Here is a 23,069-nt window from a genome sequence, read left to right as displayed (position 1 = left end):
GCGTTCGTCCTTGATGCACATGGTGCGCGAGATGTACCTGAGGCGCATTCAGACACGCCCTCGGGCCGTGCGCCGTGAGATGTGCCGGGCGTCGAGACCGGACAGGCCGCGCACCGCGACGTACGCCTTCTCGTGACCCGGGAGCGAGACCCGGCCGCGCAGCACCGCCTCGGGGTCGCGCTCGATGCGGTCGAGGAGCCTGCGGTAGATGCCGGCCATGGCCGCCACGCAGGCGCCGCTGCGCCGGTCGAGCATCGGCAGCAGCCGGTAGCCCTCGGCGAACAGGGCGCGGGCGCGCCGGACCTCGAAGTGGACGAGGCCCGCGAAGTCGGAGCCGGGCGGCGGGGTGGCCCGTTGGAAGCCCGCGGAGCAGCCGAACTTGGCGAGGTCGTCGGCGGGCAGGTAGGTGCGGCCGTTGCCCGCGTCCTCGCGGACGTCGCGCAGGATGTTCGTCAGCTGGAGGGCGAGGCCGAGGGTGTCGGCGTACTCGGGGGCGCGCTCGGCGCCGGGAGCGCCGGGCTCCGTGCCGAACACGCCGAGGCTCAGGCGCCCGATGGCGCCCGCGACGCACCGGCAGTAGACCTTGAGGTCGTCCCAGGTCTCGTAGACGGCACCGTCCACGTCCATCAGGACGCCGTCGATGAGCTCGTCGAGCCCGTCGAGCGGCAGCGGGAACCTGCGGGCGGCGTCGGCGAGCGCGACGGCGACCGGGTCGGTGTCGTCCTCCTCGACCTTGCCGGCGCGGACGCGGTCGAGCAGGGTGCGGGTGCTCTCCAGGCGGACGCGCTTGGTCTCCGGCTCCAGTTCGCCGTCGCCGATGTCGTCCACCCGGCGGGAGAGGGCGTACAGGGCCGACATGGCCTGCCGCTTCTCGGCCGGCAGCAGCCTGATGCCGTACGCGAAGTTGCGCGCCTGCTGTCCGGTGACGGCCTCGCAGTAACTGTAAGCGGCCTGTACCGGTGCCGACATGTACGTCGTCTGTCCCTCCACGGTCCGGCTCATCCCTCTCTACGCGCTTTTCGCAAAACAACTCCCACTTCGCGCAGCAGGCTGGGCTTGGTGGGTCCGGGCGGTCCGGGCAGTACGTCGAATCCGGCGGCCGCGATCGCGGTGAGGGCGGCGCGTCCTCCTCCCACGAATCCGGCGAGAAGCAGCCTGAGCCTGCCGTGGACGCTACCCACCAGGGGGGTGCCTTCATTCAGCAGATCCCGGGCGCGTTCCGCTTCGTACGCGATCAGGGAGCGGACCGAGGCGTTGGCGGTGGGCGCCGCGAGGTCGGTCTCGCCGACGTGGAAGCGGGCCATGTCCTCGGCCGGAAGATAGATGCGGTCGCGGCCGAGGTCCTCGGCGACGTCCTGGAGGTGCTCCACGATCTGCAGTGCGGTGCACACGGCGTCGGAGCGGCGCAGCCGTTCGGGGCTCGCGGTCCCGGTGAGCTGGAGGACGAGGCGGCCGACGGGGTTGGCGGAGAGCTCGCAGTAGGCGAGCAGTTCCTCGTACGTGCCGTAGCGGCGGACCTTCTGGTCCTGCCGGTTGGCCTCGATGAGGCCGATGAACGGCTCGGGGGTGAGCGCGCGGCGCCGGGCGGTGGGGCGCAATGCCCGCATCAACGGGTGGTGCGGGGTCTCGCCGGTGGTCGCGAAGACGCGGTGCAGGTCGGTCTCGAGCGCGTCGAGCATCGCGAGCCGGTCGTCGCTCTGGGCCGGTTCGAGCCCGAGGTGCACGGCGTCGGCGCCACCGGGGGCGAGGTCGCCGTCGCCGATGTCGTCCACGAGCCGGGCGAAGCCGTAGACGGCCATGAGGTCGTCGCGCCAGGCGCGCGGCAGGAAGAAGGGGGCGACCGGAAAGTTCTCGTGGGCTGCCTTGCCGAGGGTTCCGGATGCGGCGGTATCGAGCCGCGCCTGCCGGGTACGGGTCACTGCGGACCGCCCTGCGCGGGGACGGCGTGAGCACCTCGGAGCGGGAGATCTTCCGTCATAGCCGTCACAACTCCCGTTCTACACTGCTGACCCAAAATACCCCATTCCGGACACGCCGCCCGCCCTTCCGAGTGCCGAGGACGGCTCCCGGCCGTCCTCCCAGGCGGTATCGCCCCACTTGCGGCGAATCAGCACCGGTACAGCTTACGTTGTACAACGCTCATCCAAACGCCGGGGTACGGGCCGCACGGCACCGGCCCCGGGGCCCGCGTCAACTTTCCCCCCGCGGGAGCGCGTTCACGTCATCCGGCGGGAGGAGATCGCGACGGCCGCCGTACGACGAGGCGCGGATGTCCGGACTCCGGTCCACACTCCGGACGCGGAACGGCCCCCGCCGGAAGGGTCTCCGGTGGGGGCCGAGTGCCGTGCGACGCGGGGCGTCCTACTTGCCGGTCTCCCGCTCGTAGGCCCGCAGGACCTCTTCGGTCGGGCCGTCCATCAGGAGCTCGCCCTTCTCCAGCCACAGGACCCGGTTGCAGGTGTCCCGGATCGACTTGTTGCTGTGGCTGACCAGGAAGACCGTGCCGGCCTCCTTGCGCAGCTCCCTGATCCGCGCCTCGGAGCGGATCTGGAACTTGCGGTCACCGGTCGCCAGCGCCTCGTCGATCATGAGGACGTCGTGGTTCTTGGCGGCCGCGATGGAGAAGCGGAGGCGGGCGGCCATGCCGGAGGAGTAGGTGCGCATCGGCAGGGTGATGAAGTCGCCCTTGTCGTTGATGCCGGAGAACTCCACGATGTCCTCGTAGCGCTCGCGGATCTCCTCGCGGCTCATGCCCATCGCGAGGCCGCCGAGCACCACGTTGCGTTCGCCGGTCAGATCGCTCATCAGCGCGGCGTTGACGCCGAGCAGCGAGGGCTGGCCGTCCGTGTAGACGCTGCCGCTCTCCGTCGGCAGCAGGCCCGCGATGGCGCGGAGCAGCGTCGACTTGCCGGAGCCGTTCGTCCCGATGAGCCCGATCGCCTCGCCCCGGTAGGCGGTGAAGGTGACCCCGCGCACGGCGTGCACCTTGCGCACCCCGCGCTCCTGGCCCTTCTCGCGGCGCATGATCCGGCTCAGTGCCGCGGTGGCGCTGCCCTTGCCACCGCCGCCGCCGTTGACCCGGTACACGATGTGCACGTCGTCGGCGATCACGGTGGGGACGCGCCCCGCGGTGTTGTCGTCAGCCACGGCCGTACCGTTCCTCTGCCTTCCAGAAGTACACGAAGCCCACGATGCCCACCACGATCGACCAGGCGAGGGCGACCACCCAGACGTGGTCCGGCAGGTTCTCGGAGCCGTATCCGTCGATCAGGGCGAACCTGACCAGGTCCATGTAGATGGCCGCCGGGTTGTACTGGAGCACGTCGGTGATCCAGGCCGGCTTGTCCGCGAGCATCACCGGGATGGAGAACATGACGCCGGAGGCGTACATCCAGGTCCGCATGACGAACGGCATCAGCTGCGCCAGGTCCGGGGTCTTGGCGCCCATTCTGGCCATGGCGAGCGCCAGTCCGGTGTTGAAGAAGAACTGCATCGCCAGCGCGGGGAGCACCAGCAGCCAGGAGAGCCGGGGGTAGCTGCCGAATCCGACCGTGACCGCGATCAGCACGATCATCGAGTACAGCAGCTGCTGGAGCTGCTGGAGCGAGAAGGAGATCGGCAACGAGGCGCGCGGGAAGTGCAGGGCCCTGACCAGGCCGAGGTTCCCGGAGATCGCGCGTACACCGGCCATCACGGAGCTCTGCGTGAAGGTGAAGACGAACACCCCGGTCACCAGGAACGGGATGAAGACCTCCTGCGGGATCCCCTTCTTCGTGCCGAGGATCAGCCCGAAGATGAGGAAGTAGACCGCCGCGTTCAGGAGCGGGGTCGCCACCTGCCACAGCTGGCCCAGCTTCGCCTGGCTGTACTGGGCGGTCAGCTTGGCCCGGGAGAACGCCAGGATGAAATGGCGCCGCCCCTGGAGCTGGCGCACGTACTCGAGGAGTCCGGGCCGGGCACCGCTGACCGCAAGGCCGTACTTCGCGGCCAGCTCGGCCGCGCTCAGGCCGTCGTCGGCTGAGGGCGGGCTGCTCACCGCAACCGCGCCGCCATGGGTTGTGTCACTCACCAGAAGAAACTCTCGTATTCGAAATGCGCAGCCAGTCGCGGGCGCGGCTCAGGGCGGACAGGTCCCGACAAGAAAAATACGCCTCATGCTCCCAGAGGGGAGCCTCTCAGATGACCGGAGGGCGGCCCAGCCTGGTCAGTCGCCACACCGTACGCCACTTCATCGGGCGGCGCGGTCCGCAGGGCGTCCGCCAGCCTTCCCGGAATCCGCCGAACCACGCCTTCAGCGCCTCGCCGGACGGCCTGCGCAGCAGGGTCAGCAGCATCCACACCCCGAGGTACACCGGGACGAGGGGCGCGGGGAGGTTGCGCCGGGCCAGCCAGACCCGGTTGCGGGCCACCATGCGGTGGTAGACGGCATGGCGGGACGGGGCCGTGGTGGGGTGGTGCAGCACCATGTCCGCGCGGTAGTCGATCAGCCAGCCGGCGTCCAGCGCCCGCCAGGCGAGGTCCGTCTCCTCGTGCGCGTAGAAGAAGTCGCCCGGCAGCGGGCCGACCTCGGCCAGCACCCGGGTGCGCACCGCGTTGGCGCCGCCCAGGAACGTCGTCACGCGGGACGAGCGCATCGGGTCGGCGGCGCGCAGCCGGGGCACGTGCCGGCGCTGGGTGACCCCGGTCTCGGGGTCCGCGATGCGGAAACTGATGATGCCGAGCCGGGCGTCCTCGGCGAACGCCTTCCGGCACAGCTCCGCGGTGTCGGTGAGGGGCAGCAGCCCGTCGTCGTCCAGGAAGAGCAGGGCGTCCACATCGGCGCCGGAGGGCCCGAACGCCTCGATGCCGACGTTCCGGCCGCCGGGGATGCCGAGGTTCTCGGGCAGCTCGACGGTGCGGACGCCCGGGGGGACGTCGGGGACGGGCGAGCCGTTGCCGACGACGACCACCTCGATCCGGTCGCCCTCCTGGGCGGCGACCGAATCGAGCAGGGCGCGCAGCTCGGCCGGGCGGTTGCCCATGGTGATGATGACCGCGCCGAGTTTCATGGGTGTGCTCACTTCAGCCTGCTCGATGCCAGGACCGACACGAGGTGCAGCAGGGTCTGGAGCAGGGCGATGCCCGCCAGGACCGCGACCGCGAGGCGGCTGAAGAAGAAGTCGTCCCGCACCGCGTCGAGGATCGCCGCGACGAGGATGACCAGGGACGCCTCGACGCACAGGATGAGCCGGTGGAACTTCAGCGCACCGGCGGCCCGGCGGGCGAACGCCATGCCGGAGGAGCGCGGCTCGGAGGCGGACTCCTTGACCGGCGGCAGTCCGCCCTGGTGGCGGGCGACGCCGACCAGGTCCGTCTCGGCCTTGATCAGGATCGCGCCGAGCGCGGCGAGCGTGCCGAGGAAGGCCCACAGCCAGTCGATCCGGCCGGTGCCCCACAGGTCGGCGGCGCGCAGGCCGAAGCCGACGAGGACGGCCGCGTCGCACAGGTAGGCGCCGACCCGGTCGAGGTAGACGCCGCCGAGCGAGAACTGCTTCTTCCAGCGCGCGATCTCGCCGTCCACGCAGTCGAGCAGCAGGTACAGCTGGACCATGACGACGCCGAGCACCGCGCCCCAGATGCCCGGGACGAGCAGTGCGGGGGCGGCGAGCACTCCGGCCAGCGTCATCAGGTAGGTCAGCTGGTTGGGCGTGACCTTGGTGTTCACCAGGTACCGGTCGATGCGCAGGGAGACCTCGCGCATGTATATCCGGCCCGCCCAGTGCTCACCGCTGCGCCGGTCCTTGACGCCCGGCGGGTGAACGACCGGGCGGAGTTCAGCTACTGATGGTCTTGGCATAGTCGACGTACGCGTCCCTGATCTGGTCGGTGGAGAGGCTGAGGTGTTCCAGGACCGTGAAGCGTCCCGGGCGGGTCTGGGGCGCGTACTCGACGGCCTGGACGAATTCGTCGGCGGTGAAGCCGATCTCCTCGGGCGTGACCGGCAGACCGTGCCTGCGCAGTACGTCGGCGAAGAGGCCGGACTCGTCCACGGCCCCGCGCAGGTGCATGGCGAAGGCGGCGCCGAGGCCGACCTGCTCGCCGTGGCTGGCGGCCCGCTTCGGGAAGAGCAGGTCGAACGCGTGGCTGATCTCGTGGCAGGCGCCGGACGAGGGCCGGGTGTCGCCGCTGATCGAGATGGCGATACCGGAGAGCACCAGCGACTCGGCGAGGACGGTGAGGAACTCGTCGTCGGCGACGGTGCCGGGGTGGCGCAGGACGGCTTCGCCCGCGGTACGGGCCATGGCGGCGGCCAGTCCGTCGATCTGCTCGCCGTTGACCTGGTGCGAGAGCTCCCAGTCGGCGATGGCGGAGATGTTGGAGATCGCGTCGCCGATGCCGGACCGCACGAAGCGGTCGGGGGCGGCGCGGATCACCGACAGGTCGATCACCATGGCGATGGGCATGGGGACGCCGTAGGAGCCCCGGCCGTTGTCGTTGTCCAGGGTGGCGACGGGCGAGCAGAGGCCGTCGTGGGCGAGGTTCGTGGCGACCGAGACCAGCGGCAGGCCGACCCGGGCCGCGGCGTACTTCGCGACGTCGATGATCTTGCCGCCGCCGAGGCCGACCACGGCGTCGTAGCGCTTGCCCTTGATGTCGTCGGCCAGCTGCACCGCGGCGTCGATGTTGCCGCCGGCGACGCAGTACCAGTCGGCGCCCGGCAGGGCCGGGGCCAGCTTCTCGCGCAGGGCCAGGCCGGAGCCGCCGCTGATCGCGATGGCGAGCTTGCCGGAGGCGGAGATCCGCTGGTCGGCGAGGAGACCGGCCAGGTCGTGCATGGCACCCCGGCTGATGTCCACGAAGACCGGGGACGGGATGAGTCGGGTCAGTACCGGCACGCGATCTCCCGGCCCTTCGCGAGGTCGTCGTGGTTGTCGATCTCGACCCAGCTGACGTCACCGATGGGGGCGACGTCCACGGTGAAGCCGCGGTTGACGAGCTCCTGGTAGCCGTCCTCGTAGTAGAGGTCCGGGTCGCGCTCGAAGGTGGCCTTCAGCGCGTCGGCCAGTTCCTCCGCGGCCTCGGCCTCGATGAGGGTGAGGCCGATGTACTCGCCGGTGGCCTCGGCCGGGTCCATCAGCTTGGTGATCCGCCGGACGCCCTTGCCGTCCTCGACGACGACCTTCATCTCCTCGTCGGCGAGGGACTTCACCGTGTCGAGGGCGAGGATGATCTTCTGCCCGTCGCCGCGCGCGGCCAGCAGGGTCTTCTCGACGGAGACCGGGTGCACGGTGTCGCCGTTGGCGAGGAGCACCCCGCGCTTCAGCTGCTCACGGGCGCACCACAGGGAGTAGGCGTTGTTCCACTCCTCGGCCTTGTCGTTGTCCACGAGGGTGAGCTTCAGGCCGTACGTGGCCTCCAGCTCCTCCTTGCGGGCGTAGACGGCCTCCTTGCGGTAGCCGACGACGATCGCGACCTCGGTGAGCCCGATCTCGGCGAAGTTGGCCAGCGTGAGGTCGAGGATCGTCTTGTCGCCGTCCACCGGCACGAGCGCCTTGGGCAGCGTGTCGGTGTAGGGGCGCAGGCGCCGTCCCGCGCCGGCTGCCAGTACGAGGCCGATCATGCGGTTTCTCCTTCGTCGTGAACGGCGGGCGCCCCGGAGGACACCCAGAAGCGGATGGACTCCACCAGCACGATCACTGCCACGGCCACGGCGAGCACGGTGAGCGCCGTGGTGAAACCGGAGGCTCCGGTGAGTGCGGCGGCGAGCACGGCCACGACCAGGGTCCGGCCCTCGTGTCCGCCGATCGTGCGCACCAGCCACTGGGGCGGGGCGCCGGTGCCGCCTCGGATGCGGTACACCGTGTCGTAGTGATGGTAGGCGACGGCCGAGACCAGGCCGAAGGCCGCGGGGAGCGCCCCGTCGATGTCGCTGCGGGCGGCCAGGATCAGGACCGTGCAGTACTCGGCGGCCCGGAAGACCGGGGGCACGAGCCAGTCGAGTGCGCCCTTGAGGGGGCGCGCCACGGCTATCCCGGAGCAGACCGCGTAGAAGACGGCGGCGATGACCGTCTGGCGGCTGCCGAAGGGCTGCTGGAGCGCGGCGGCGATCAGCGCCCCGGTGCCGACGAGGGCGACCGCGGGGGCGGTCCAGGCGCCGCCGATCTTCGGGCCCCGGGCGGCGATCAGCTGGGCGATGGGGCCGGAGTCCGCGAGATCGGCGAGGGCCTGGGCGGCGCGGTCGGTGCGCCGGGCCTTGCGGGTCAGGGAGCGCAGGAGGCGGCCCGCTGTGGTGTAGCAGGCGGCGAAGGCGCAGCCGATGAGGAGGGCGTAGAAGACGATGCGCGGGGTGGTGACCGCGGTGAGGACGGCGATCATCGCCCAGCGCTCGCCGATCGGGAGCACGATCATGCGGCGCAGCCAGACCGTCCAGCCGACGCTGTCGAGCTTGTCGGAGAGGGCGGCCGTGGGGCTGCTGTTCGCCACCGCGTCGTGGTTGGCCTCGTTGAACGAGAAGTCGATGATGTGGCGGCAGGACTGGAGGACCATCGCGCCGAGCGCCAGCGCCCAGACGTCGTCGCCGTTGCGGGCGGCGCCGAGGGCGAGGCCCGCGTAGTAGGCGTACTCCTTGGCGCGGTCGAAGGTGGCGTCCAGCCAGGCGCCCATCGTGGAGTACTGCAGGGAGTAGCGGGCCAGCTGCCCGTCGGTGCAGTCCAGGACGAAGGAGAACAGGAGCAGGACGCCCGCCGCGACGTAGCCGCCCCGGGTGCCGGTGGCCGCGCAGCCGGCCGCTATCAGCGCGGTGAGCAGGGACGCGGTGGTGACCTGGTTCGGGGTGAGCCCCCGGCGCGCGCACCAGCGGGCGATGTAGCGCGAGTACGGGCTGATGAAGTGGGTGGTGAAGAAGCCGTCGCGGGCCTTCACCGCGCTGCGCAACCGGACCGCCTCGTCGTCCACGGCCTCGACGTCCGTACGGGCGGCGGCGCGGGCGGTCTCGTCGGCGGGCACGGTGGCGACGAGCGAGCCCAGCTCGGGGCGCTGCACCTCGGTGCCCCCGGCCTCCATGGCCGCGGCGAGCCGGCCGGGCACCGTGCGGTCGGTGACCGTGGCGGTGCCGCCCGCGGGCACTCCGGCGCCGACCGCGTCGGTGGTGGCGCGCAGGGCGCCGACCAGGGCGGGGCGCGCCTCGGCCTGTGCGGTGAGGGCGCCGGGCACGGCCGCCGCGGGGAAGCGGGGGTCGGTCAGGGCGAGCCGCAGGGCGTGGCGGTGGCCGACGAAGCGGGGGTCGACCAGGGCGACGCGGTGGGCCGCCGGGACGGCGGCCAGCAGGGTGGCCGCTTCGGTGACGTCGGCGGCTGCCCGGACGTCGAAGCCCAGCGACCGCAGATCGTCCTCCAGTGACGATCCGGGCAGCGGAGCACCTGTGAGAATGGCGGTCGACAGACGAACTCACTCCTTGGGTGCTGACACGGATCGGCACGCGACAGTGCGGCCAGAAGCGGCCGGCGGCATGTCGGCAGAGGCTATCGGATGAACGGAAGCGCGAGTTCACTGCCCGTTCGCGCCCCGTTCCAGGTGGGGCCGGACCACGCGCTCCGTCCGCGATCATCATTGTCGATGGCCGCCCCGCCTGACAAAGCCGGGTGGCCCTCCGCCGTACCAGCGCTCTGACCTGCACACGTTTCCGCAGGTCAGGGACGTTGATAACGGTGTTCAGTGCCGTGTTGCCCGATACCCCCCACCCGTAGTTGACTGGCAGAGCCCGGGCCGGAAGCCCGGGTCCGCGAGACGACCGGGAGGCGTCCCCATGGGGGCAGGGCACGATCACGGACATGCGCACGGGCCGGCGCTCACCGGCACGGCGGCCGCCGCGCACAAGGGGCGGCTGCGCATCGCGCTCTGCATCACCCTGGCCGTCACGGTCATGGAGGTCGTCGGCGGTGTGCTGTCCGGCTCGCTCGCCCTGATCGCGGACGCGGCCCACATGGCCACCGATTCCCTGGGGCTCGGGCTCGCCCTGCTGGCGATCCATTTCGCGAACCGGCCGGCCGGCCCGAACCGCACCTTCGGCTACGCCCGGGCGGAGATCCTGGCAGCCCTGGCCAACTGCTGTCTGCTGCTCGGGGTGGGCGGCTATCTGCTCTACGAGGCCGTACAGCGCTTCATCGATCCGACGGAGACCCGGGGCGGGCTCACGATCGCCTTCGCCCTGGTGGGTCTCGTCGCGAACGCGGTGTCGCTGTCGCTGCTGACGCGCGGGCAGCAGGAGAGCCTCAATGTGCGCGGCGCCTATCTGGAGGTGCTGGCGGACACGCTGGGCTCGGTGACGGTGCTGGTCTCGGCGGGCATCGTCATGGCGACCGGCTGGCAGGCGGCGGACCCCATCGCTTCACTGGTCATCGGGCTCATGATCGTCCCGCGCGCGGTGCGACTGCTGCGCGAGACGCTGAACGTGCTCCTGGAGGCGGCGCCCGCAGGCGTCGACATGGCCGAGGTGCGCGACCACATCACGGCGCTGCCCGGCGTACTGGACGTCCACGATCTGCACGCCTGGACGATCACCTCGGGGATGCCGGTGCTCTCCGCCCATGTGGTGGTGCAGCAGGACCTGCTCGACTCGATCGGCCACGAGAAGCTGCTGCACGAGCTCCAGGGCTGCCTCGGCGACCACTTCGACGTGGAGCACTGCACCTTCCAGCTGGAGCCGAGCGGCCACGCGGAGCACGAGGCGCGGCTCTGCCACTGAGCCCCGGATCCGTGTGCGGTCCGAGGTGTAGGGTTTCGCGGACGTGTACGAACCGGCCCGCCGGCCGGTGCCCGCCCACCCGAGGGTCCCCACGTTGACCGACATGACCTGGACCGTCCGTCCCGAGACGCGGGACGACTTCCCCGCCGTGCACGCCGTGAACGCCGCCGCGTTCCCGACGGAGGCGGAGGCCGCGCTGGTGGAATCGCTGCGCGCGGATCCCGACGCCTGGATGCCCGGCCTCTCGTACGTCGCACAGTCGCCCGACGGCTCGGTCGCCGCGTTCGCCCTGCTGACCCGCTGCCGGGTGGGTGGCGCGCCCGCCCTCGCCCTGGCGCCGGTCGCCACGGCGCCGGAGCACCAGCGCCGCGGCGCCGGCTCGGCAGTGGTGCGGGGTCTGCTGGAGGCGGCGCGGGAGTACGGGGAGCCGCTGGTGCTGGTCCTCGGGCACCCCGAGTACTACCCGAGGTTCGGCTTCGTACCGGCCTCGCGGTACGGAATCCGGCCGTCCTTCGACGTTCCGGACGAGGCGATGATGGCGTTGGTGCTCGATGATTCCGCGCCGGTCCCGAGGGGCACGATTGAGTATCCGCCCGCCTTCGGGGTCTGAGAAACCGGCCGGGGCGGGGCGGACATGCCAGGACCCTAAGTACGGACAAGCCGCTTTTGTACGGCAGACTTGAGCAGACTCGACGGGACCGGCTGCACGGGGCCGGGACCACAGCGAAGGATGGGTATGCCGACCACACCAGTCACCGCGGCGAACACCTCGTCGAACGGCACAGCGGAAGCGATCATGCTCGAACTGGTCGATGAGAACGGCACCACCATCGGTACGGCGGAGAAGCTCGCCGCCCACCAGGCGCCCGGCCAGCTGCACCGCGCGTTCTCCGTGTTCCTCTTCGACGAGCAGGGCCGGCTGCTGCTCCAGCAGCGCGCCCTGGGCAAGTACCACTCCCCCGGTGTCTGGTCCAACACCTGCTGCGGCCACCCCTACCCGGGTGAGGCGCCCTTCGCCGCCGCCGCCCGGCGCACGTACGAGGAGCTGGGGATCTCGCCGTCGCTGCTGGCCGCGGCGGGCACCGTCCGCTACAACCACCCGGACCCGGCGTCGGGCCTGGTGGAGCAGGAGTTCAACCACCTCTTCGTGGGCCTCGCGCAGGAGCGGCTGCGGCCCGATCCGGAGGAGGTCGGCGGGACGGCCTTCGTGACGGCGGCCGAGCTGGCCGAGCGGCATGCCCGTGAGCCGTTCTCCGCGTGGTTCATGACCGTGCTGGACGCCGCCCGGCCGGCGATCCGCGAGCTGACCGGGGACGGCGCCGGCTGGTAGGTCCGGTGCGGCGGAGGGGTCAGAGGGCGGTGCTCAGCGGCAGGGCCGCCCAGATGACCTTGCCGCCGCCCGCGGTGTGCTCGACGTCGCAGGTGCCGCCCGCTTCCCGGGTGATCTCGCGGACCAGCAGCAGGCCCCGGCCGCCGGTCTGCGCGTAGTCGGTCTCCAGGGCCGTCGGGCGGTACGGGTGGTTGTCCTCGACGGACACCCTGACCCAGTCCTCGCCCACGGCCACCTCCACGGCGAGCTCGGGCGAGAGCAGCGCCGCGTGCTTGACGGCGTTGGTGACCAGCTCGGAGACGATGAGCAGCAGGCCCTGGGCGATGTCGTCCTCGATCGGCACGTTCTGGCGCTTCAGCAGATCGCGTACGGCGTGCCGGGCCTGGGGTACGGAGACGTCCGAGGCCGGGGCGGTGAAGCGCCAGACCCCTTCGTACGGCACGGGCCGGGCGGGGGTACTCCCGCGGCTCTCCATAGTCCGGTACCCGCTCTCCACTCGTAGTGACTTCACGTCGAGTACAGGGTGGCGGGCGGGGTTGCTCCGGTCCGTACTATTGAACAGAAGTCGACTCCTATTGACCGGACTCGACTTCATTCGCGCGAGAGCGTCAGTTTTCGGACCGCTTCTGACCGTCCTGGGTGAGCGGGTCCGTTCCTTCTCCCTTGTCCCCCTTGTCTTCACCCGACGCCATCTGCTCGGAGACCATCGAGACGATGCGCCGGCCGCCGATCCCGATGGCGATGAGCCCGAGCCCGTCGAAGAGCAGGGCCAGCGAGAAGAAGCAGCCGAGTACGTAGAGGCTGCTGTGCGGCCAGTCGAAGAGGACGAGCAGGCCGAGGAGCAGCCCGAAGGCGCCCTGGAGCAGGGTCCAGCCGAACTGCGGGCCGCGCACCACGACGCTGCCGACGAGCCGGAAGACCCCGCCGGTCAGGAAGAGCAGCGCGGCGAACATGGTCAGCGCCTCGGCGGTGCCGTGCGGATGGCGGATGACGACGACTCCGGCGGCGATGTTCAGCGCGGCGACCACCACGCCCAGCCAGAAGTAGTTGGTGCCGCGCGACTGGACGGCGTGCACCAGGCCGACGAGGCCGCCGACGAGGAGCAGCCAGCCGAACAGGATCATCGAGGTGAGCGTCGCGACGCCGGTGTAGACGAGGCCGACCAGGCCGGCGATGACGAGCAGGATGCCGAGCAGGGCCAGACCGCCGAAGCTGCGGTGGAGCTTCCTGCCTTCGCGTTCGGGACCGTCCACGTGGGGCTCCTCGGGTGCGTGCCTGTTTCGCGACCCCTTCTTGATCGTAGGTTCGAACACCACGGATAGCATCCGGCCATGGACCGTACGGAACCCCGGCTGGAGCAGACCGTCGCGGACGGCGTCGCCACCGTCGTCATCAGCAATTCCGCCAAGCGCAACGCGATGACGGCCGCCATGTGGGAGGCGCTGCCGGTCCTGCTCGGGAAGCTGGCCGCCGATCCCTTCGTGGGCGCCCTGGTCCTGACGGGCGCGGGCGACACCTTCTGCGCGGGCGCCGACATCTCCTCGCTGCGGGATCCCGGGAGCGATCCGCAGAGCCTGGCCGTGGCGGCCGAGGAGGCGCTGGCCGCGTTCCCACTGCCGACCCTCGCGGCGGTGCGCGGGTACTGCGTGGGCGGCGGGAGCCAGCTCGCCGCCGCCTGCGATCTGCGCTTCGCGGCCGAGGGCGCCCTGTTCGGGGTCACCCCGGCCAAGCTGGGCATCGTCTACCCCGCGTCGTCCACCCGCCGCCTCGTCGCCCTCACGGGTCCGGCGACGGCCAAGCACCTGCTGTTCTCCGGTGAGCTGATCGACACGGAGCGGGCGCTGCGGACGGGCCTGGTGGACGAGGTGCTGCCGGCCGACGGGCTGGACGAGCGGGTCGCCGCCTACGTACGCACCCTGGTGTCCCGGTCCCGGCTGACCCAGGCCGCCGCCAAGGAGTTCGCGGCCGGGCGCGAGGACCGGGACGCGCACTGGGCCGGGCAGGCGCGGGGCAGCGGCGACACCGCGGAGGGGGTCGCCGCCTTCCTGGAGCGCCGCGCGCCCCGCTTCACCTGGGCGCCTACTGAAGCATGAAGCGGCTCCGGCCCCGCCACTCCTCGACCAGGTCGGCCGGTGCCTTGGCCGGCGACCCGGCGTCGTAGGGCGGCTGGGGGTCGTACTCGGTGAGCAGCTGTACGGCCTGGGCGGTCCGGTCGCCGGCGATGCGGCCGAGCAGGGTGAGGCCCATGTCGATCCCGGCCGAGACACCGGCGGCGGTGACGTACTTGCCGTCGAGGACGACGCGTTCGCCGGTGGGTTCGGCGCCGTGGCCCTTCAGGGTGTCCAGGGCGAGCCAGTGCGAGGTGGCGCGCCGCCCCTTCAGGAGCCCGGCCGCCGCCAGCAGCAGCGATCCGGTGCAGACGGAGGTCGTCCAGGTGGTGACCTCGTCCGCGCGGCGCAGCCACCCGAGCAGGTTCTCGTTCTCCATCTGGTGGTGCTGACCGGGGCCGCCGGGGACGATCACCAGGTCGGGGGCGGGTACCTCGTCGAAGGTGCGGTGGGCGACCAGGTCGAGGCTGCCGCTGTCGTTGCGTACCGAGCCCGCCCGTTCGGCGACGAAGACCGCCTCGGCGCCGGGGGCGCGGGACAGGATCTCGTACGGGCCGACGGCGTCCAGCGCGGTGAAGCGGTCGAAGAGAGCGATGGCGATCTGCATGGTTTTCCCGTCTGTCGAGTGGATCAGGAGTGGTCGGCGGTGTGGGAGCCGAAGCGGCGGCGGTATTCGGCCGGGCCCGCGCCGAGCGCCTTGACGAAGGCCCGGCGCATCGCCTCCGGGGTGCCGTAGCCGCAGTCGCGGGCGATCCCGGCGACCCCGTCGGTGGTGTCCTCCAGGAGCCGGCGGGCGTGTTCCAGGCGGACCTGGTCGACGTACCGGCCGGGTGTGGTGCCCGTCTCCGCCTGGAAGGCGCGGGCGAAGTGGCGGGGCGAGAGCCGGGCGCGGGCGGCCAGGGCCTCGACGGAGAGGTCGGCGCCGGGGTGCTCGGTGATCCAGTGCTGCACCTCGCGCAGCGGTTCACGGCGCGCCGTCTGGGCGCTGAGCTGTGCGCTGAACTGGGACTGGCTGCCCGGCCTGCGCAGGAAGACGACCAGGTGCCGGGCGACCGTGAGGGCGACGTCCCGTCCGTGGTCCTCCTCGACCAGGGCCAGCGCGAGGTCGATGCCCGCGGTGACCCCGGCGGAGGTGGCGATCCTGCCGTCGCGTACGAAGATCGGCTCGGGGTCGACCTCGACGGCGGGGTGGTCGCGGGCCAGCTTCTCGCACACGTTCCAGTGCGTCGTCGCCCGGTGGCCGTCCAGCTGTCCGGCCGCCGCGAGCAGCAGCGCCCCGCTGCACACGGAGACCAGCCGCTCCGGCAACGGCCCGTGCGCGCGGAGCCAGTCGACGAGCGCGGGGTCGGGGTCGCGGGTGCCCCAGCCGCCGGGGACGACGAGGGTGTGGGGCACCGGCGCGTCGGCGAGGCAGCCGTCGGGGACCAGGGTGAGGCCGCAGGAGGTGCGGACCGGGGCGCCGTCCAGCGAGGCGGTGCGCAGCTCGTACGAGACCTCGGGGAAGCGGGACGCCCCGGCGAAGACCTCCATGGGGCCGGTGACATCGAGGCTCTGAATGCCGTCGAAGAGGACGACGAGCACGGATCGCTGCTTCATGTCCGCCATCCTGGGCGGCCGCCGGAATGGCCGCAATGACGGGTTCCCCACCTTTCCTGCCATCGACCGCTGCGGCACAGCTCACGTGGACCCGGGGGTTCCTCCCCGTACCGACCAGTCGGTAACGTGCGGGTATGAGTACTCTCCCGCCTCGTGCCGGCCGGCGCTGCCACAACGCCCTCAACCCGCTGCACTCCTCGCTCTACTTCTCCCCCGACCTCGGCAAGGAGCTCGGCGGGATAGGGATCGAGGATCCCTCCGCCGCCTACTTCGCCACCCGCGCCGCCGCCATGGGCGCGGTCGGGGCGGACACGGTGACCGCGACCTTCTACAACTTCAACCACGCGCTCGTGGCGCAGCACGTGCCCGCGATATGGGACATCGCCTCGCCCGCGAAGGTCCTGGACGCGCGGCTGCGCGCCGCCGACGCGACGCTGCGCCGGCTGCTCGGCGAGGAGGTCATCGCCTCGCCGGAGATGGCCGAGGCGGCGCGGCTCGCCCTGCGCGCCACGGAGGGCTGCACCCGGCACGCCCGTCCGCTGTACGCGGCGCACGCCGGTCTGCCGGTGCCGGACGAACCGCACCTGGCGTACTGGCACGCGGCGACGCTGCTCCGCGAGCACCGGGGCGACGCGCATCTCGCCGCGCTCCTCACCGCGGAGCTCGACCCGCTCGAAGCGCTGGTCAGCCACACCGCGACGGGCAAGGGCATGGCGATCCGCTGGATCCTGGCCAGCCGGGGCTGGCGGCGCGCCGACTGGGAGGAGGCGTCGGAGCGGCTGCGCGGGCGCGGGCTGCTCACGGCGGAGGACGAGCTCACCGAGGAGGGCGCCGCGCTGCGTACGGAGGTGGAGGAGGCCACGGACCGGATGGACCTGGGCCCGTACGAGCACCTGGGCGGGCCGGGGGTGGCCCGGCTGACCGAGCTGGGGCGCGGCTTCCTCGCCACGGCCGCGGCGGCGGGCGCCTTCCCGGCGAGCGCCACGGGCTGAACGTAAAACCACGGCCTCTCCCTGGGGTGGCCGGGCGACACGGCGCCCGGCCACCCGGCACAATGCAGGGCGTGTGGCTCCGGGACCGTCCCCGTGGCGGTCCGGGGCCCGACCAGCACAGCCAGCAGGAGAAGGCGAGTCGGTAGAACCGTGACGACGTCCATCGAAGGCAGGATCGCCGAGGAGCTCGGCGTACGCGAGCGACAGGTGAAGGCGGCCGTCGAGCTGCTCGACGGCGGGTCCACCGTGCCGTTCATCGCGCGCTACCGCAAGGAAGCGACCGAGATGCTCGACGACGCGCAGCTGCGCACGCTCGAGGAACGGCTGCGGTATCTGCGGGAGCTGGAGGAGCGCCGGACGGCGGTCCTCGAATCCGTACGGGAGCAGGGCAAGCTGGACGAGGCGCTGGAGGCGCGCATCCGGGCCGCCGACACGAAGGCGCGGCTGGAGGACATCTACCTCCCGTTCAAGCCGAAGCGGCGGACGAAGGCGCAGATCGCCCGGGAGGCCGGCCTCGAACCGCTCGCCTCCGGCCTGCTGGACGACCCCTCGGTCGAACCGCTCGCCGCCGCGGCGGCGTTCGTGGACGCGGACAAGGGCGTCGCGGACCCGGCGGCGGCCCTGGAGGGCGCCCGCGCCATCCTCACGGAGCGCTTCTCGGAGGACGCCGACCTCATCGGCGAGCTGCGCGAGCGCATGTGGACGCGCGGGCGGCTGGTGGCCCGGGTGCGGGACGGCAAGGAGGAGGCGGGCGCCAAGTTCGCGGACTACTTCGACTTCGCCGAGCCGTTCACCGCGCTGCCCTCGCACCGGGTCCTCGCGATGCTCCGGGGCGAGAAGGAGGACGTCCTCGACCTGGTCCTGGAGCCGGAGGAGCCCTCCGAGGCGCCCGGCCCGTCCTCGTACGAGAACATGGTCGCCCGGCGCTTCGGCGTGAACGACCGGGGGCGCCCCGGTGACAAGTGGCTGGCCGACACCGTGCGGTGGGCCTGGCGGACCCGGATCCTGGTGCACCTCGGCATCGACCTGCGGCTGCGGCTGCGTACGGCGGCCGAGGACGAGGCGGTACGCGTCTTCGCGTCGAACCTGCGCGATCTGCTGCTCGCCGCGCCGGCCGGGACGCGGGCCACGCTGGGGCTCGACCCCGGTTTCCGTACGGGTGTGAAGGTCGCCGTGGTGGACGCGACCGGCAAGGTCGTCGCGACCGACGTCATCCACCCGCACGTCCCGGCCAACAAGTGGGACCAGTCGCTGGCGACCCTGGAGCGGCTGGCGCGCGAGCACCACGTCGACCTCATCGCCATCGGCAACGGCACGGCGTCCCGGGAGACGGACAAGCTCGCGGGTGAGCTGTGCGCGAAGCACCCGGAGCTGAAGCTCACCAAGGTGATGGTCTCGGAGGCGGGCGCCTCCGTGTACTCCGCCTCGGCGTTCGCCTCGCAGGAACTGCCCGACATGGACGTGTCGTTGCGCGGCGCCGTCTCGATCGCGCGCCGGCTCCAGGACCCGCTGGCCGAGCTGGTGAAGATCGACCCGAAGTCGATCGGCGTCGGGCAGTACCAGCACGACCTGTCCGAGGTGAAGCTCTCGCGGTCGCTGGACGCGGTCGTCGAGGACTGCGTGAACGGGGTCGGCGTCGACGTCAACACCGCGTCCGCGCCGCTGCTCTCCCGGGTCTCCGGCATCGGCACCGGGCTCGCCGAGAACATCGTGGCGCACCGCGACGCGAACGGGCCGTTCCGGTCCCGCCGGAGCCTGAAGGACGTGGCCCGGCTGGGTCCGAAGGCGTACGAGCAGTGCGCGGGCTTCCTCCGCATCCGCGGCGACGACCCGCTCGACGCGTCGAGCGTGCACCCGGAGGCGTATCCGGTGGTGCGCGCGATGGTGAAGAAGACCGGCGGGGACGTGGCCGCGCTGATCGGGAACACGGGTGTCCTGCGGTCGTTGCGGGCCGACGACTTCGTGTCCGAGAAGTTCGGGCTGCCGACGGTGGGCGACATCCTGAAAGAGCTGGAGAAGCCCGGGCGCGACCCGCGTCCCGCCTTCAAGACCGCCACCTTCAAGGAGGGCGTCGAGAAGATCGGCGACCTGGAGGCCGGGATGGTGCTGGAGGGCGTCGTGACGAACGTCGCCGCGTTCGGGGCGTTCGTGGACATCGGGGTGCACCAGGACGGGCTGGTGCACGTGTCGGCGATGTCGCGGACCTTCGTGAAGGATCCCCGGGATGTGGTGAAGCCGGGGGACGTGGTGCGGGTGAAGGTGATGGAGGTCGACATTCCGCGGAAGCGGATTTCGTTGACGCTGCGGTTGGACGACGAGCAGGCGGCCGGTGGCCGTGGGGCTTCGTCCGGGGGTGAGCGGGGCGGGCGGCCGCCGCGGCCCCGGCAGGGGGGCGGGGGTGGCGGTCGCCAGTCCCGTGGCGGCGGCGGTGGGGGGCGGTCCGCGCCTGCGGCGGCTCCGGCGAGTGGGGCGATGGCCGATGCGTTGCGGCGGGCAGGGCTGTTGAAGGGCGAGTAGCGGGTGGGGGTGGGGGCGGGTGGGGGCGCCTGCGGCGGGCCTTGTCCCCTACCCGCCCCTTCCCGAAACCGGGGGCTCCGCCCCCGGACCCCCGCTCCTCAAACGCCGGAGGGGCTGAAATCACGCGGCGTCAGGCCGTCCGCGACCACGCGGCCCTCGTGCAGCACCGTGCGGTCCTCGCTGCGGTCCATGACCGCAGACGTCACCGTCTCCCCCTCCAGCAGGAGCAGGTCCGCCCTCGCGCCCACCGTGACGCCCGGGCGGTCCGTGGTGGACGTCAGGCGGGGCGGTCCTTCCTGGAGGATGGACGCGCCGCCCATCGTGGCCACGGCTACCGCGTGTTCGATCAGGTCGTCCGCGCGGTAGCCATTCGTGAAGGCCAGTTGCCAGGTGCGGTCCAGCATGTCGCCATTGCCGTACGGGGACCAGAAGTCGCGCTGGCCGTCCTCGCCCAGGCCCACCCGGACGCCCGCGGCGGTCAGGTCGGCCAGGGGCAGGGAGTGGTGGCGGGCGGGGGCCACCGTCGCCATCGCGATGTCCAGTTCGGCGAACTCCTCGATCAGGCGGCGCGTCGTCGCCTCGTTGACCGAGCCCAGGTCGTAGGCGTGCGAGAGGGTCACCCGGCCGGCCATGTCCAGGGCGCGCACCCGCTCCAGGATCAGGTCGACGCTGAACACCCCGAGGGCGCCCGGCTCGTGGAGGTGGATGTCGACCGGGGCGTGGTGGCGCTCCGCGAGACCGAAGACGATGTCCAGGTGGCGTACGGGGTCGCGGTCCAGGGTGCACGGGTCGATGCCGCCGACCACCGCGGCCCCGGAGGACAGCGCCCGGTCCATCAGTTCCGGCACGCCCTTCTCGCGGAGCAGGCCCGCCTGCGGAAACGCCATGATCTCGACCTCGCACCGCCCGGCGTGCGCCTCCTTCGCCGCGAGGACGCCCTCGAACCGCTCCAGGCCGCAGTCCGCGTCGATCTGCGCGTAACTCCGTACGCGGGTGGTGCCGCGCTCGATCATCCGGCCCAGCGTGTACGTGGCCCGGCGGGCGACGTCCCACTCGTCCTCGCGCCAGTGCTCGCGGTCGTTCAGCATCATGCCCCAGACGCCGGGGGCACCCGTGTGCGGGCGGAAGGGCAGGCCCATCCGTGTGGAGTCCAGGTGGCAGTGGACGTCCGAGAACGACGGCAGGGCGAGCCGCCCCCGGCCGGCCACCGTGTCCTCCGTGGCGGGGCGGGCCGGGTCGTGCGGGGTGATCGCGGTGATCACCCCGTCCTCGACGGTGAGGTCGCTGGGCTCTCCGCCCCACGGACGGACGTCGCTGATCAGCATGTGGCGCATCTCCTGTGTGGGTGTGTGGGTGCTACGGGGTCACTCGGCCGGGAGCGTCCCGGTCAGGGCCGTCAGGGACGGCTCCCTGCCCCGTTCGATGTGCGCGTACGCGAGTGCCGCGGCCAGGTCCGGCTTGCCCGCGTGGATCGCGGCGCAGATGTCCCGGTGCTCGGCGCACTGGACGCCCGGGTCGCGGCCCCCGGTGAGGCTGAACAGCCACTGCACCAGGCCGAGGGAGGGCTGCAGTGCGTCCCGGAGCAGGCGGTTGCCGGTCATCGCGACGATCTCCGCGTGCAGGGCGGTGTTGGCCGCCGGGATCTCCGCCGCGTCGCCCCGCGCGGTGGCCGCCTCCGCCGCCTCCATCGCGGCCCGCAACGGCTCCCCGTCGCCCCCGGCCGCGCATGCCTCGGCGGCCCTGCGGGCGGCGAAGACCTCCAGGCTGAGGCGGAGGTCGAAGAGCTCGGCGACGTCCCGCAGCGACAGGTCGCGCACGGAGGCGCCCCGGCGCGGGGACATGACGACCAGGCCCTCGCCGGTCAGGCGGGTGAGCGCCTCGCGGACCGGGATGCGGGAGACGCCCAGGCTCTCGGAGAGCTCGCGTTCGCGCAGCCGTGAACCCGGGGGGTACGCGCCGGACAGGATGCCGGCGCGGATCGCCCGCTCGGCGTGGTCGGCGTGTGAGGCGGCGGGGTCGCCCGCTTGAGTCATCACCAGGCGACCGTAGCACTTGGTATGCCAAGTGCTACGGTCACGGGGGGTGGAATCAGCGGTTATTCAGGCTTCAGCGATCTGCGTCTGCTGTTTGGTATGCCAGATGGGGTCAGGCCTCCGTTACACGGCCCTCTGCCACCTCGATCCGGCGCGTCGTGCGGACCGCTTCCAGCATCCGGCGGTCGTGCGTGACCAGGAGCAGGGTGCCGGTGTACGAGTCGAGCGCGGACTCCAGCTGCTCGATCGCGGGCAGGTCCAGGTGGTTCGTGGGCTCGTCCAGCACCAGGAGGTTGACGCCCCGCCCCTGGAGCAGGGCGAGCGCCGCCCGGGTGCGCTCCCCCGGTGACAGGGTCGTCGCCGGGCGCATCACGTGGTCGGCGCGCAGTCCGAACTTGGCGAGCAGCGTGCGTACGTCGGCGGGCTCCGTCTCCGGGACCGCCGCGCAGAACGCCTCCAGGAGCGTCTCCGAGCCATGGAAGAGCTGGCGTGCCTGGTCCACCTCGCCGACCACCACGCCGGAGCCCAGGTGCGCGTTCCCCGAGTCCAGCGGGAGGCGGCCGAGCAGCGCGGCGAGCAGGGTCGACTTGCCGGAGCCGTTGGCGCCCGTGATGGCGACCCGGTCCGCCCAGTCGATCTGGAGCGAGGCGGGGCCGAAGACGAAGTCGCCGCGTACGACGCGGGCCTCGCGGAGGGTGGCGACGACCGAGCCGGAGCGGGGCGCGGAGGCGATCTCCATGCGCAGCTCCCACTCCTTGCGCGGCTCCTCCACCACGTCGAGCCGTTCGATCATGCGCTGCGTCTGGCGGGCCTTCGCGGCCTGCTTCTCGCTGGACTCGCTGCGGAACTTGCGGCCGATCTTGTCGGAGTCAGTGGCCTTGCGGCGGGCGTTCTTGACGCCCTTGTCCATCCAGGAGCGCTGCATCAGGGCGCGGCTCTCCAGCGACGAGCGCTTGTCCGCGTACTCCTCGAACTCCTCGCGGGCGTGCCGCCGGGCGCGCTCGCGCTCCTCCAGGTAGGCCGCGTAGCCACCGCCGTACAGGTTGATCTGCTGCTGGGCCAGGTCGAGTTCGAGGACCTTGGTGACCGTGCGCATCAGGAACTCGCGGTCGTGGCTGATGACGACGGTGCCGGAGCGGAGTCCGGAGACGTACTTCTCCAGGCGTTCCAGGCCGTCCAGGTCCAGGTCGTTGGTGGGCTCGTCCAGCAGGAAGACGTCGTAGCGCGACAGCAGGAGCGAGGCGAGTCCGGCGCGGGCCGCCTGGCCGCCGGAGAGCGCGGTCATCGGCAGGTCGAGGCCGACGGTGAGACCGAGTTCGGCGGCGGTCTCCTCGGCGCGCTCGTCCAGGTCCGCGCCGCCGAGGGACAGCCAGCGCTCCAGGGACTCGGAGTACGCGTCGTCCGCGCCGGGGGCGCCCTCGACCAGGGCCTCCGTGGCGGCGTCCATGGTGGTCTGGGCCTCGGCGACGCCGGTCCGGCGGGCCAGGAACTCCCGTACGGTCTCGCCGGGGCGCCGCTCGGGCTCCTGGGGCAGGTGGCCGACGGTGGCGGTGGGCGGGGAGAGCCGCAGCTCGCCCTCCTCCGGCCGGTCGAGGCCGGCGAGCAGCCGGAGCAGGGACGATTTTCCGGCGCCGTTGACTCCGACGAGACCGATCACGTCACCGGGGGCGACCACGAGGTCGAGCCCGGCGAACAGCGTGCGGTCGCCGTGTCCGGCGGCGAGATCCTTGGCGACGAGAGTGGCAGTCATCAGGGTGCAGATCCTAATGT

23 protein-coding genes are annotated in these 23,069 nt (G+C 72.0%); 7 read left to right on the top strand and 16 right to left on the bottom strand.

Annotated elements, in window-relative coordinates:
- Window positions 1-48: 48 nt before the first annotated feature.
- The 9 genes from hpnD to OHS17_RS29500 all read right to left on the bottom strand — a co-directional run bounded on the left by hpnD (window position 49) and on the right by OHS17_RS29500 (window position 9,306).
- Window positions 49-1,002 carry a presqualene diphosphate synthase HpnD gene (gene hpnD / locus OHS17_RS29540; RefSeq protein WP_073861724.1) on the bottom strand — a complete coding sequence of 318 codons (954 nt, stop codon included), beginning with the start codon at window positions 1,000-1,002 and terminating at the stop codon, window positions 49-51.
- Complete coding sequence (gene hpnC / locus OHS17_RS29535; protein WP_330314612.1) at window positions 999-1,919, bottom strand: squalene synthase HpnC; 921 nt, start codon at window positions 1,917-1,919, stop codon at window positions 999-1,001. Before hpnC ends, hpnD begins: the two co-directional genes overlap by 4 nt.
- Window positions 1,920-2,361: 442 nt before the next feature.
- Window positions 2,362-3,147: an ABC transporter ATP-binding protein gene (locus OHS17_RS29530; protein WP_018100148.1), complete on the bottom strand. Its 786-nt coding sequence runs from the start codon at window positions 3,145-3,147 to the stop codon at window positions 2,362-2,364.
- Window positions 3,140-4,069 (bottom strand): ABC transporter permease, encoded by a 930-nt coding sequence (locus tag OHS17_RS29525; protein WP_161212426.1) that lies wholly within the window; start codon window positions 4,067-4,069, stop codon window positions 3,140-3,142. The genes OHS17_RS29530 and OHS17_RS29525 overlap by 8 nt, the downstream gene beginning before the upstream one ends.
- A gap of 106 nt (window positions 4,070-4,175) precedes the next feature.
- Entirely contained in the window at window positions 4,176-5,048 is an 873-nt protein-coding gene (locus tag OHS17_RS29520; RefSeq protein WP_018100150.1) for a glycosyltransferase family 2 protein, read from the bottom strand.
- A gap of 8 nt (window positions 5,049-5,056) precedes the next feature.
- On the bottom strand, window positions 5,057-5,836 hold the full coding sequence (locus tag OHS17_RS29515) for a CDP-alcohol phosphatidyltransferase family protein (protein ID WP_161212425.1): 780 nt from the start codon (window positions 5,834-5,836) through the stop codon (window positions 5,057-5,059).
- Window positions 5,814-6,875 (bottom strand): iron-containing alcohol dehydrogenase family protein, encoded by a 1,062-nt coding sequence (locus tag OHS17_RS29510; RefSeq protein WP_330314611.1) that lies wholly within the window; start codon window positions 6,873-6,875, stop codon window positions 5,814-5,816. Before OHS17_RS29510 ends, OHS17_RS29515 begins: the two co-directional genes overlap by 23 nt.
- The gene (locus OHS17_RS29505) at window positions 6,863-7,600 is read right to left on the bottom strand and encodes a phosphocholine cytidylyltransferase family protein (protein ID WP_330314610.1); all 738 of its coding nucleotides are present in this window, start codon (window positions 7,598-7,600) and stop codon (window positions 6,863-6,865) included. Before OHS17_RS29505 ends, OHS17_RS29510 begins: the two co-directional genes overlap by 13 nt.
- On the bottom strand, window positions 7,597-9,306 hold the full coding sequence (locus tag OHS17_RS29500) for a DUF5941 domain-containing protein (protein ID WP_330315391.1): 1,710 nt from the start codon (window positions 9,304-9,306) through the stop codon (window positions 7,597-7,599). The genes OHS17_RS29505 and OHS17_RS29500 overlap by 4 nt, the downstream gene beginning before the upstream one ends.
- On the opposite strand from OHS17_RS29500, the gene OHS17_RS29495 reads away from it, so the two are divergent.
- From OHS17_RS29495 to idi, 4 genes are all read left to right on the top strand, one after another.
- On the top strand, window positions 9,244-9,378 hold the full coding sequence (locus OHS17_RS29495) for a hypothetical protein (protein ID WP_265539059.1): 135 nt from the start codon (window positions 9,244-9,246) through the stop codon (window positions 9,376-9,378). The two genes, OHS17_RS29500 and OHS17_RS29495, sit on opposite strands and share 63 nt — an antisense overlap.
- A gap of 406 nt (window positions 9,379-9,784) precedes the next feature.
- Window positions 9,785-10,723, top strand: coding sequence for a cation diffusion facilitator family transporter (locus OHS17_RS29490; RefSeq protein WP_330314609.1), 939 nt, complete (start codon window positions 9,785-9,787; stop codon window positions 10,721-10,723).
- A gap of 103 nt (window positions 10,724-10,826) precedes the next feature.
- On the top strand, window positions 10,827-11,333 hold the full coding sequence (locus tag OHS17_RS29485) for a GNAT family N-acetyltransferase (RefSeq protein WP_443066155.1): 507 nt from the start codon (window positions 10,827-10,829) through the stop codon (window positions 11,331-11,333).
- 126 nt (window positions 11,334-11,459) lie between these two features.
- A complete protein-coding gene (gene idi, locus OHS17_RS29480; protein ID WP_161207366.1) occupies window positions 11,460-12,053 on the top strand; it encodes an isopentenyl-diphosphate Delta-isomerase in 594 nt (197 codons plus the stop codon).
- A gap of 19 nt (window positions 12,054-12,072) precedes the next feature.
- Here idi and OHS17_RS29475 read toward each other — a convergent pair whose 3' ends face one another.
- Complete coding sequence (locus OHS17_RS29475; RefSeq protein ID WP_026171141.1) at window positions 12,073-12,528, bottom strand: ATP-binding protein; 456 nt, start codon at window positions 12,526-12,528, stop codon at window positions 12,073-12,075.
- A 133-nt stretch (window positions 12,529-12,661) separates the two neighbouring features.
- Entirely contained in the window at window positions 12,662-13,306 is a 645-nt protein-coding gene (locus OHS17_RS29470; protein ID WP_018100160.1) for an HdeD family acid-resistance protein, read from the bottom strand.
- A gap of 78 nt (window positions 13,307-13,384) precedes the next feature.
- Between OHS17_RS29470 and OHS17_RS29465 the strand changes: the two genes are divergently transcribed.
- The gene (locus OHS17_RS29465; protein WP_330314608.1) at window positions 13,385-14,146 is read left to right on the top strand and encodes an enoyl-CoA hydratase/isomerase family protein; all 762 of its coding nucleotides are present in this window, start codon (window positions 13,385-13,387) and stop codon (window positions 14,144-14,146) included.
- Here the strand turns inward: OHS17_RS29465 and OHS17_RS29460 are convergent.
- Together OHS17_RS29460 and OHS17_RS29455 are read right to left on the bottom strand one after the other, a co-directional pair.
- Complete coding sequence (locus OHS17_RS29460; protein WP_330314607.1) at window positions 14,133-14,768, bottom strand: DJ-1/PfpI family protein; 636 nt, start codon at window positions 14,766-14,768, stop codon at window positions 14,133-14,135. The two genes, OHS17_RS29465 and OHS17_RS29460, sit on opposite strands and share 14 nt — an antisense overlap.
- Before the next feature lie 23 nt (window positions 14,769-14,791).
- Window positions 14,792-15,757, bottom strand: coding sequence for a GlxA family transcriptional regulator (locus tag OHS17_RS29455; RefSeq protein ID WP_330314606.1), 966 nt, complete (start codon window positions 15,755-15,757; stop codon window positions 14,792-14,794).
- A gap of 134 nt (window positions 15,758-15,891) precedes the next feature.
- On the opposite strand from OHS17_RS29455, the gene OHS17_RS29450 reads away from it, so the two are divergent.
- Window positions 15,892-16,749 carry an SCO6745 family protein gene (locus OHS17_RS29450; protein ID WP_330314605.1) on the top strand — a complete coding sequence of 286 codons (858 nt, stop codon included), beginning with the start codon at window positions 15,892-15,894 and terminating at the stop codon, window positions 16,747-16,749.
- A 150-nt stretch (window positions 16,750-16,899) separates the two neighbouring features.
- Entirely contained in the window at window positions 16,900-19,266 is a 2,367-nt protein-coding gene (locus OHS17_RS29445; RefSeq protein ID WP_330314604.1) for a Tex family protein, read from the top strand.
- A gap of 98 nt (window positions 19,267-19,364) precedes the next feature.
- Here OHS17_RS29445 and OHS17_RS29440 read toward each other — a convergent pair whose 3' ends face one another.
- The 3 genes from OHS17_RS29440 to OHS17_RS29430 form a co-directional block, all read right to left on the bottom strand.
- The gene (locus tag OHS17_RS29440) at window positions 19,365-20,591 is read right to left on the bottom strand and encodes an amidohydrolase (RefSeq protein WP_330314603.1); all 1,227 of its coding nucleotides are present in this window, start codon (window positions 20,589-20,591) and stop codon (window positions 19,365-19,367) included.
- Window positions 20,592-20,630: 39 nt separating this feature from the next.
- Window positions 20,631-21,299 carry a GntR family transcriptional regulator gene (locus tag OHS17_RS29435; RefSeq protein WP_330315390.1) on the bottom strand — a complete coding sequence of 223 codons (669 nt, stop codon included), beginning with the start codon at window positions 21,297-21,299 and terminating at the stop codon, window positions 20,631-20,633.
- Between the two features lie 112 nt (window positions 21,300-21,411).
- The gene (locus OHS17_RS29430) at window positions 21,412-23,049 is read right to left on the bottom strand and encodes an ABC-F family ATP-binding cassette domain-containing protein (protein WP_330314602.1); all 1,638 of its coding nucleotides are present in this window, start codon (window positions 23,047-23,049) and stop codon (window positions 21,412-21,414) included.
- Between the last annotated feature and the right edge of the window lie 20 nt (window positions 23,050-23,069).

This window comes from Streptomyces sp. NBC_00523, from assembly GCF_036346615.1.
GTDB lineage: Bacteria > Actinomycetota > Actinomycetes > Streptomycetales > Streptomycetaceae > Streptomyces.
The sequence above is the reverse complement of the archived record's forward strand: the minus strand, read 5'-3'. Positions and strand labels throughout refer to the sequence as shown.

What these genes read in the sequence shown, in the direction of transcription:
- hpnD (WP_073861724.1), bottom strand. Translation starts at nt 1,002, where the DNA reads ATGAGCCGGACCGTGGAGGGACAGACGACGTACATGTCGGCACCGGTA.
- OHS17_RS29520 (WP_018100150.1), bottom strand. Translation starts at nt 5,048, where the DNA reads ATGAAACTCGGCGCGGTCATCATCACCATGGGCAACCGCCCGGCCGAG.
- OHS17_RS29515 (WP_161212425.1), bottom strand. Translation starts at nt 5,836, where the DNA reads ATGCCAAGACCATCAGTAGCTGAACTCCGCCCGGTCGTTCACCCGCCG.
- OHS17_RS29505 (WP_330314610.1), bottom strand. Translation starts at nt 7,600, where the DNA reads ATGATCGGCCTCGTACTGGCAGCCGGCGCGGGACGGCGCCTGCGCCCC.
- OHS17_RS29490 (WP_330314609.1), top strand. Translation starts at nt 9,785, where the DNA reads ATGGGGGCAGGGCACGATCACGGACATGCGCACGGGCCGGCGCTCACC.
- OHS17_RS29485 (WP_443066155.1), top strand. Translation starts at nt 10,827, where the DNA reads ATGACCTGGACCGTCCGTCCCGAGACGCGGGACGACTTCCCCGCCGTG.
- idi (WP_161207366.1), top strand. Translation starts at nt 11,460, where the DNA reads ATGCCGACCACACCAGTCACCGCGGCGAACACCTCGTCGAACGGCACA.
- OHS17_RS29475 (WP_026171141.1), bottom strand. Translation starts at nt 12,528, where the DNA reads ATGGAGAGCCGCGGGAGTACCCCCGCCCGGCCCGTGCCGTACGAAGGG.
- OHS17_RS29465 (WP_330314608.1), top strand. Translation starts at nt 13,385, where the DNA reads ATGGACCGTACGGAACCCCGGCTGGAGCAGACCGTCGCGGACGGCGTC.
- OHS17_RS29460 (WP_330314607.1), bottom strand. Translation starts at nt 14,768, where the DNA reads ATGCAGATCGCCATCGCTCTCTTCGACCGCTTCACCGCGCTGGACGCC.
- OHS17_RS29455 (WP_330314606.1), bottom strand. Translation starts at nt 15,757, where the DNA reads ATGAAGCAGCGATCCGTGCTCGTCGTCCTCTTCGACGGCATTCAGAGC.
- OHS17_RS29450 (WP_330314605.1), top strand. Translation starts at nt 15,892, where the DNA reads ATGAGTACTCTCCCGCCTCGTGCCGGCCGGCGCTGCCACAACGCCCTC.
- OHS17_RS29440 (WP_330314603.1), bottom strand. Translation starts at nt 20,591, where the DNA reads ATGCTGATCAGCGACGTCCGTCCGTGGGGCGGAGAGCCCAGCGACCTC.
- OHS17_RS29435 (WP_330315390.1), bottom strand. Translation starts at nt 21,299, where the DNA reads ATGACTCAAGCGGGCGACCCCGCCGCCTCACACGCCGACCACGCCGAG.
- OHS17_RS29430 (WP_330314602.1), bottom strand. Translation starts at nt 23,049, where the DNA reads ATGACTGCCACTCTCGTCGCCAAGGATCTCGCCGCCGGACACGGCGAC.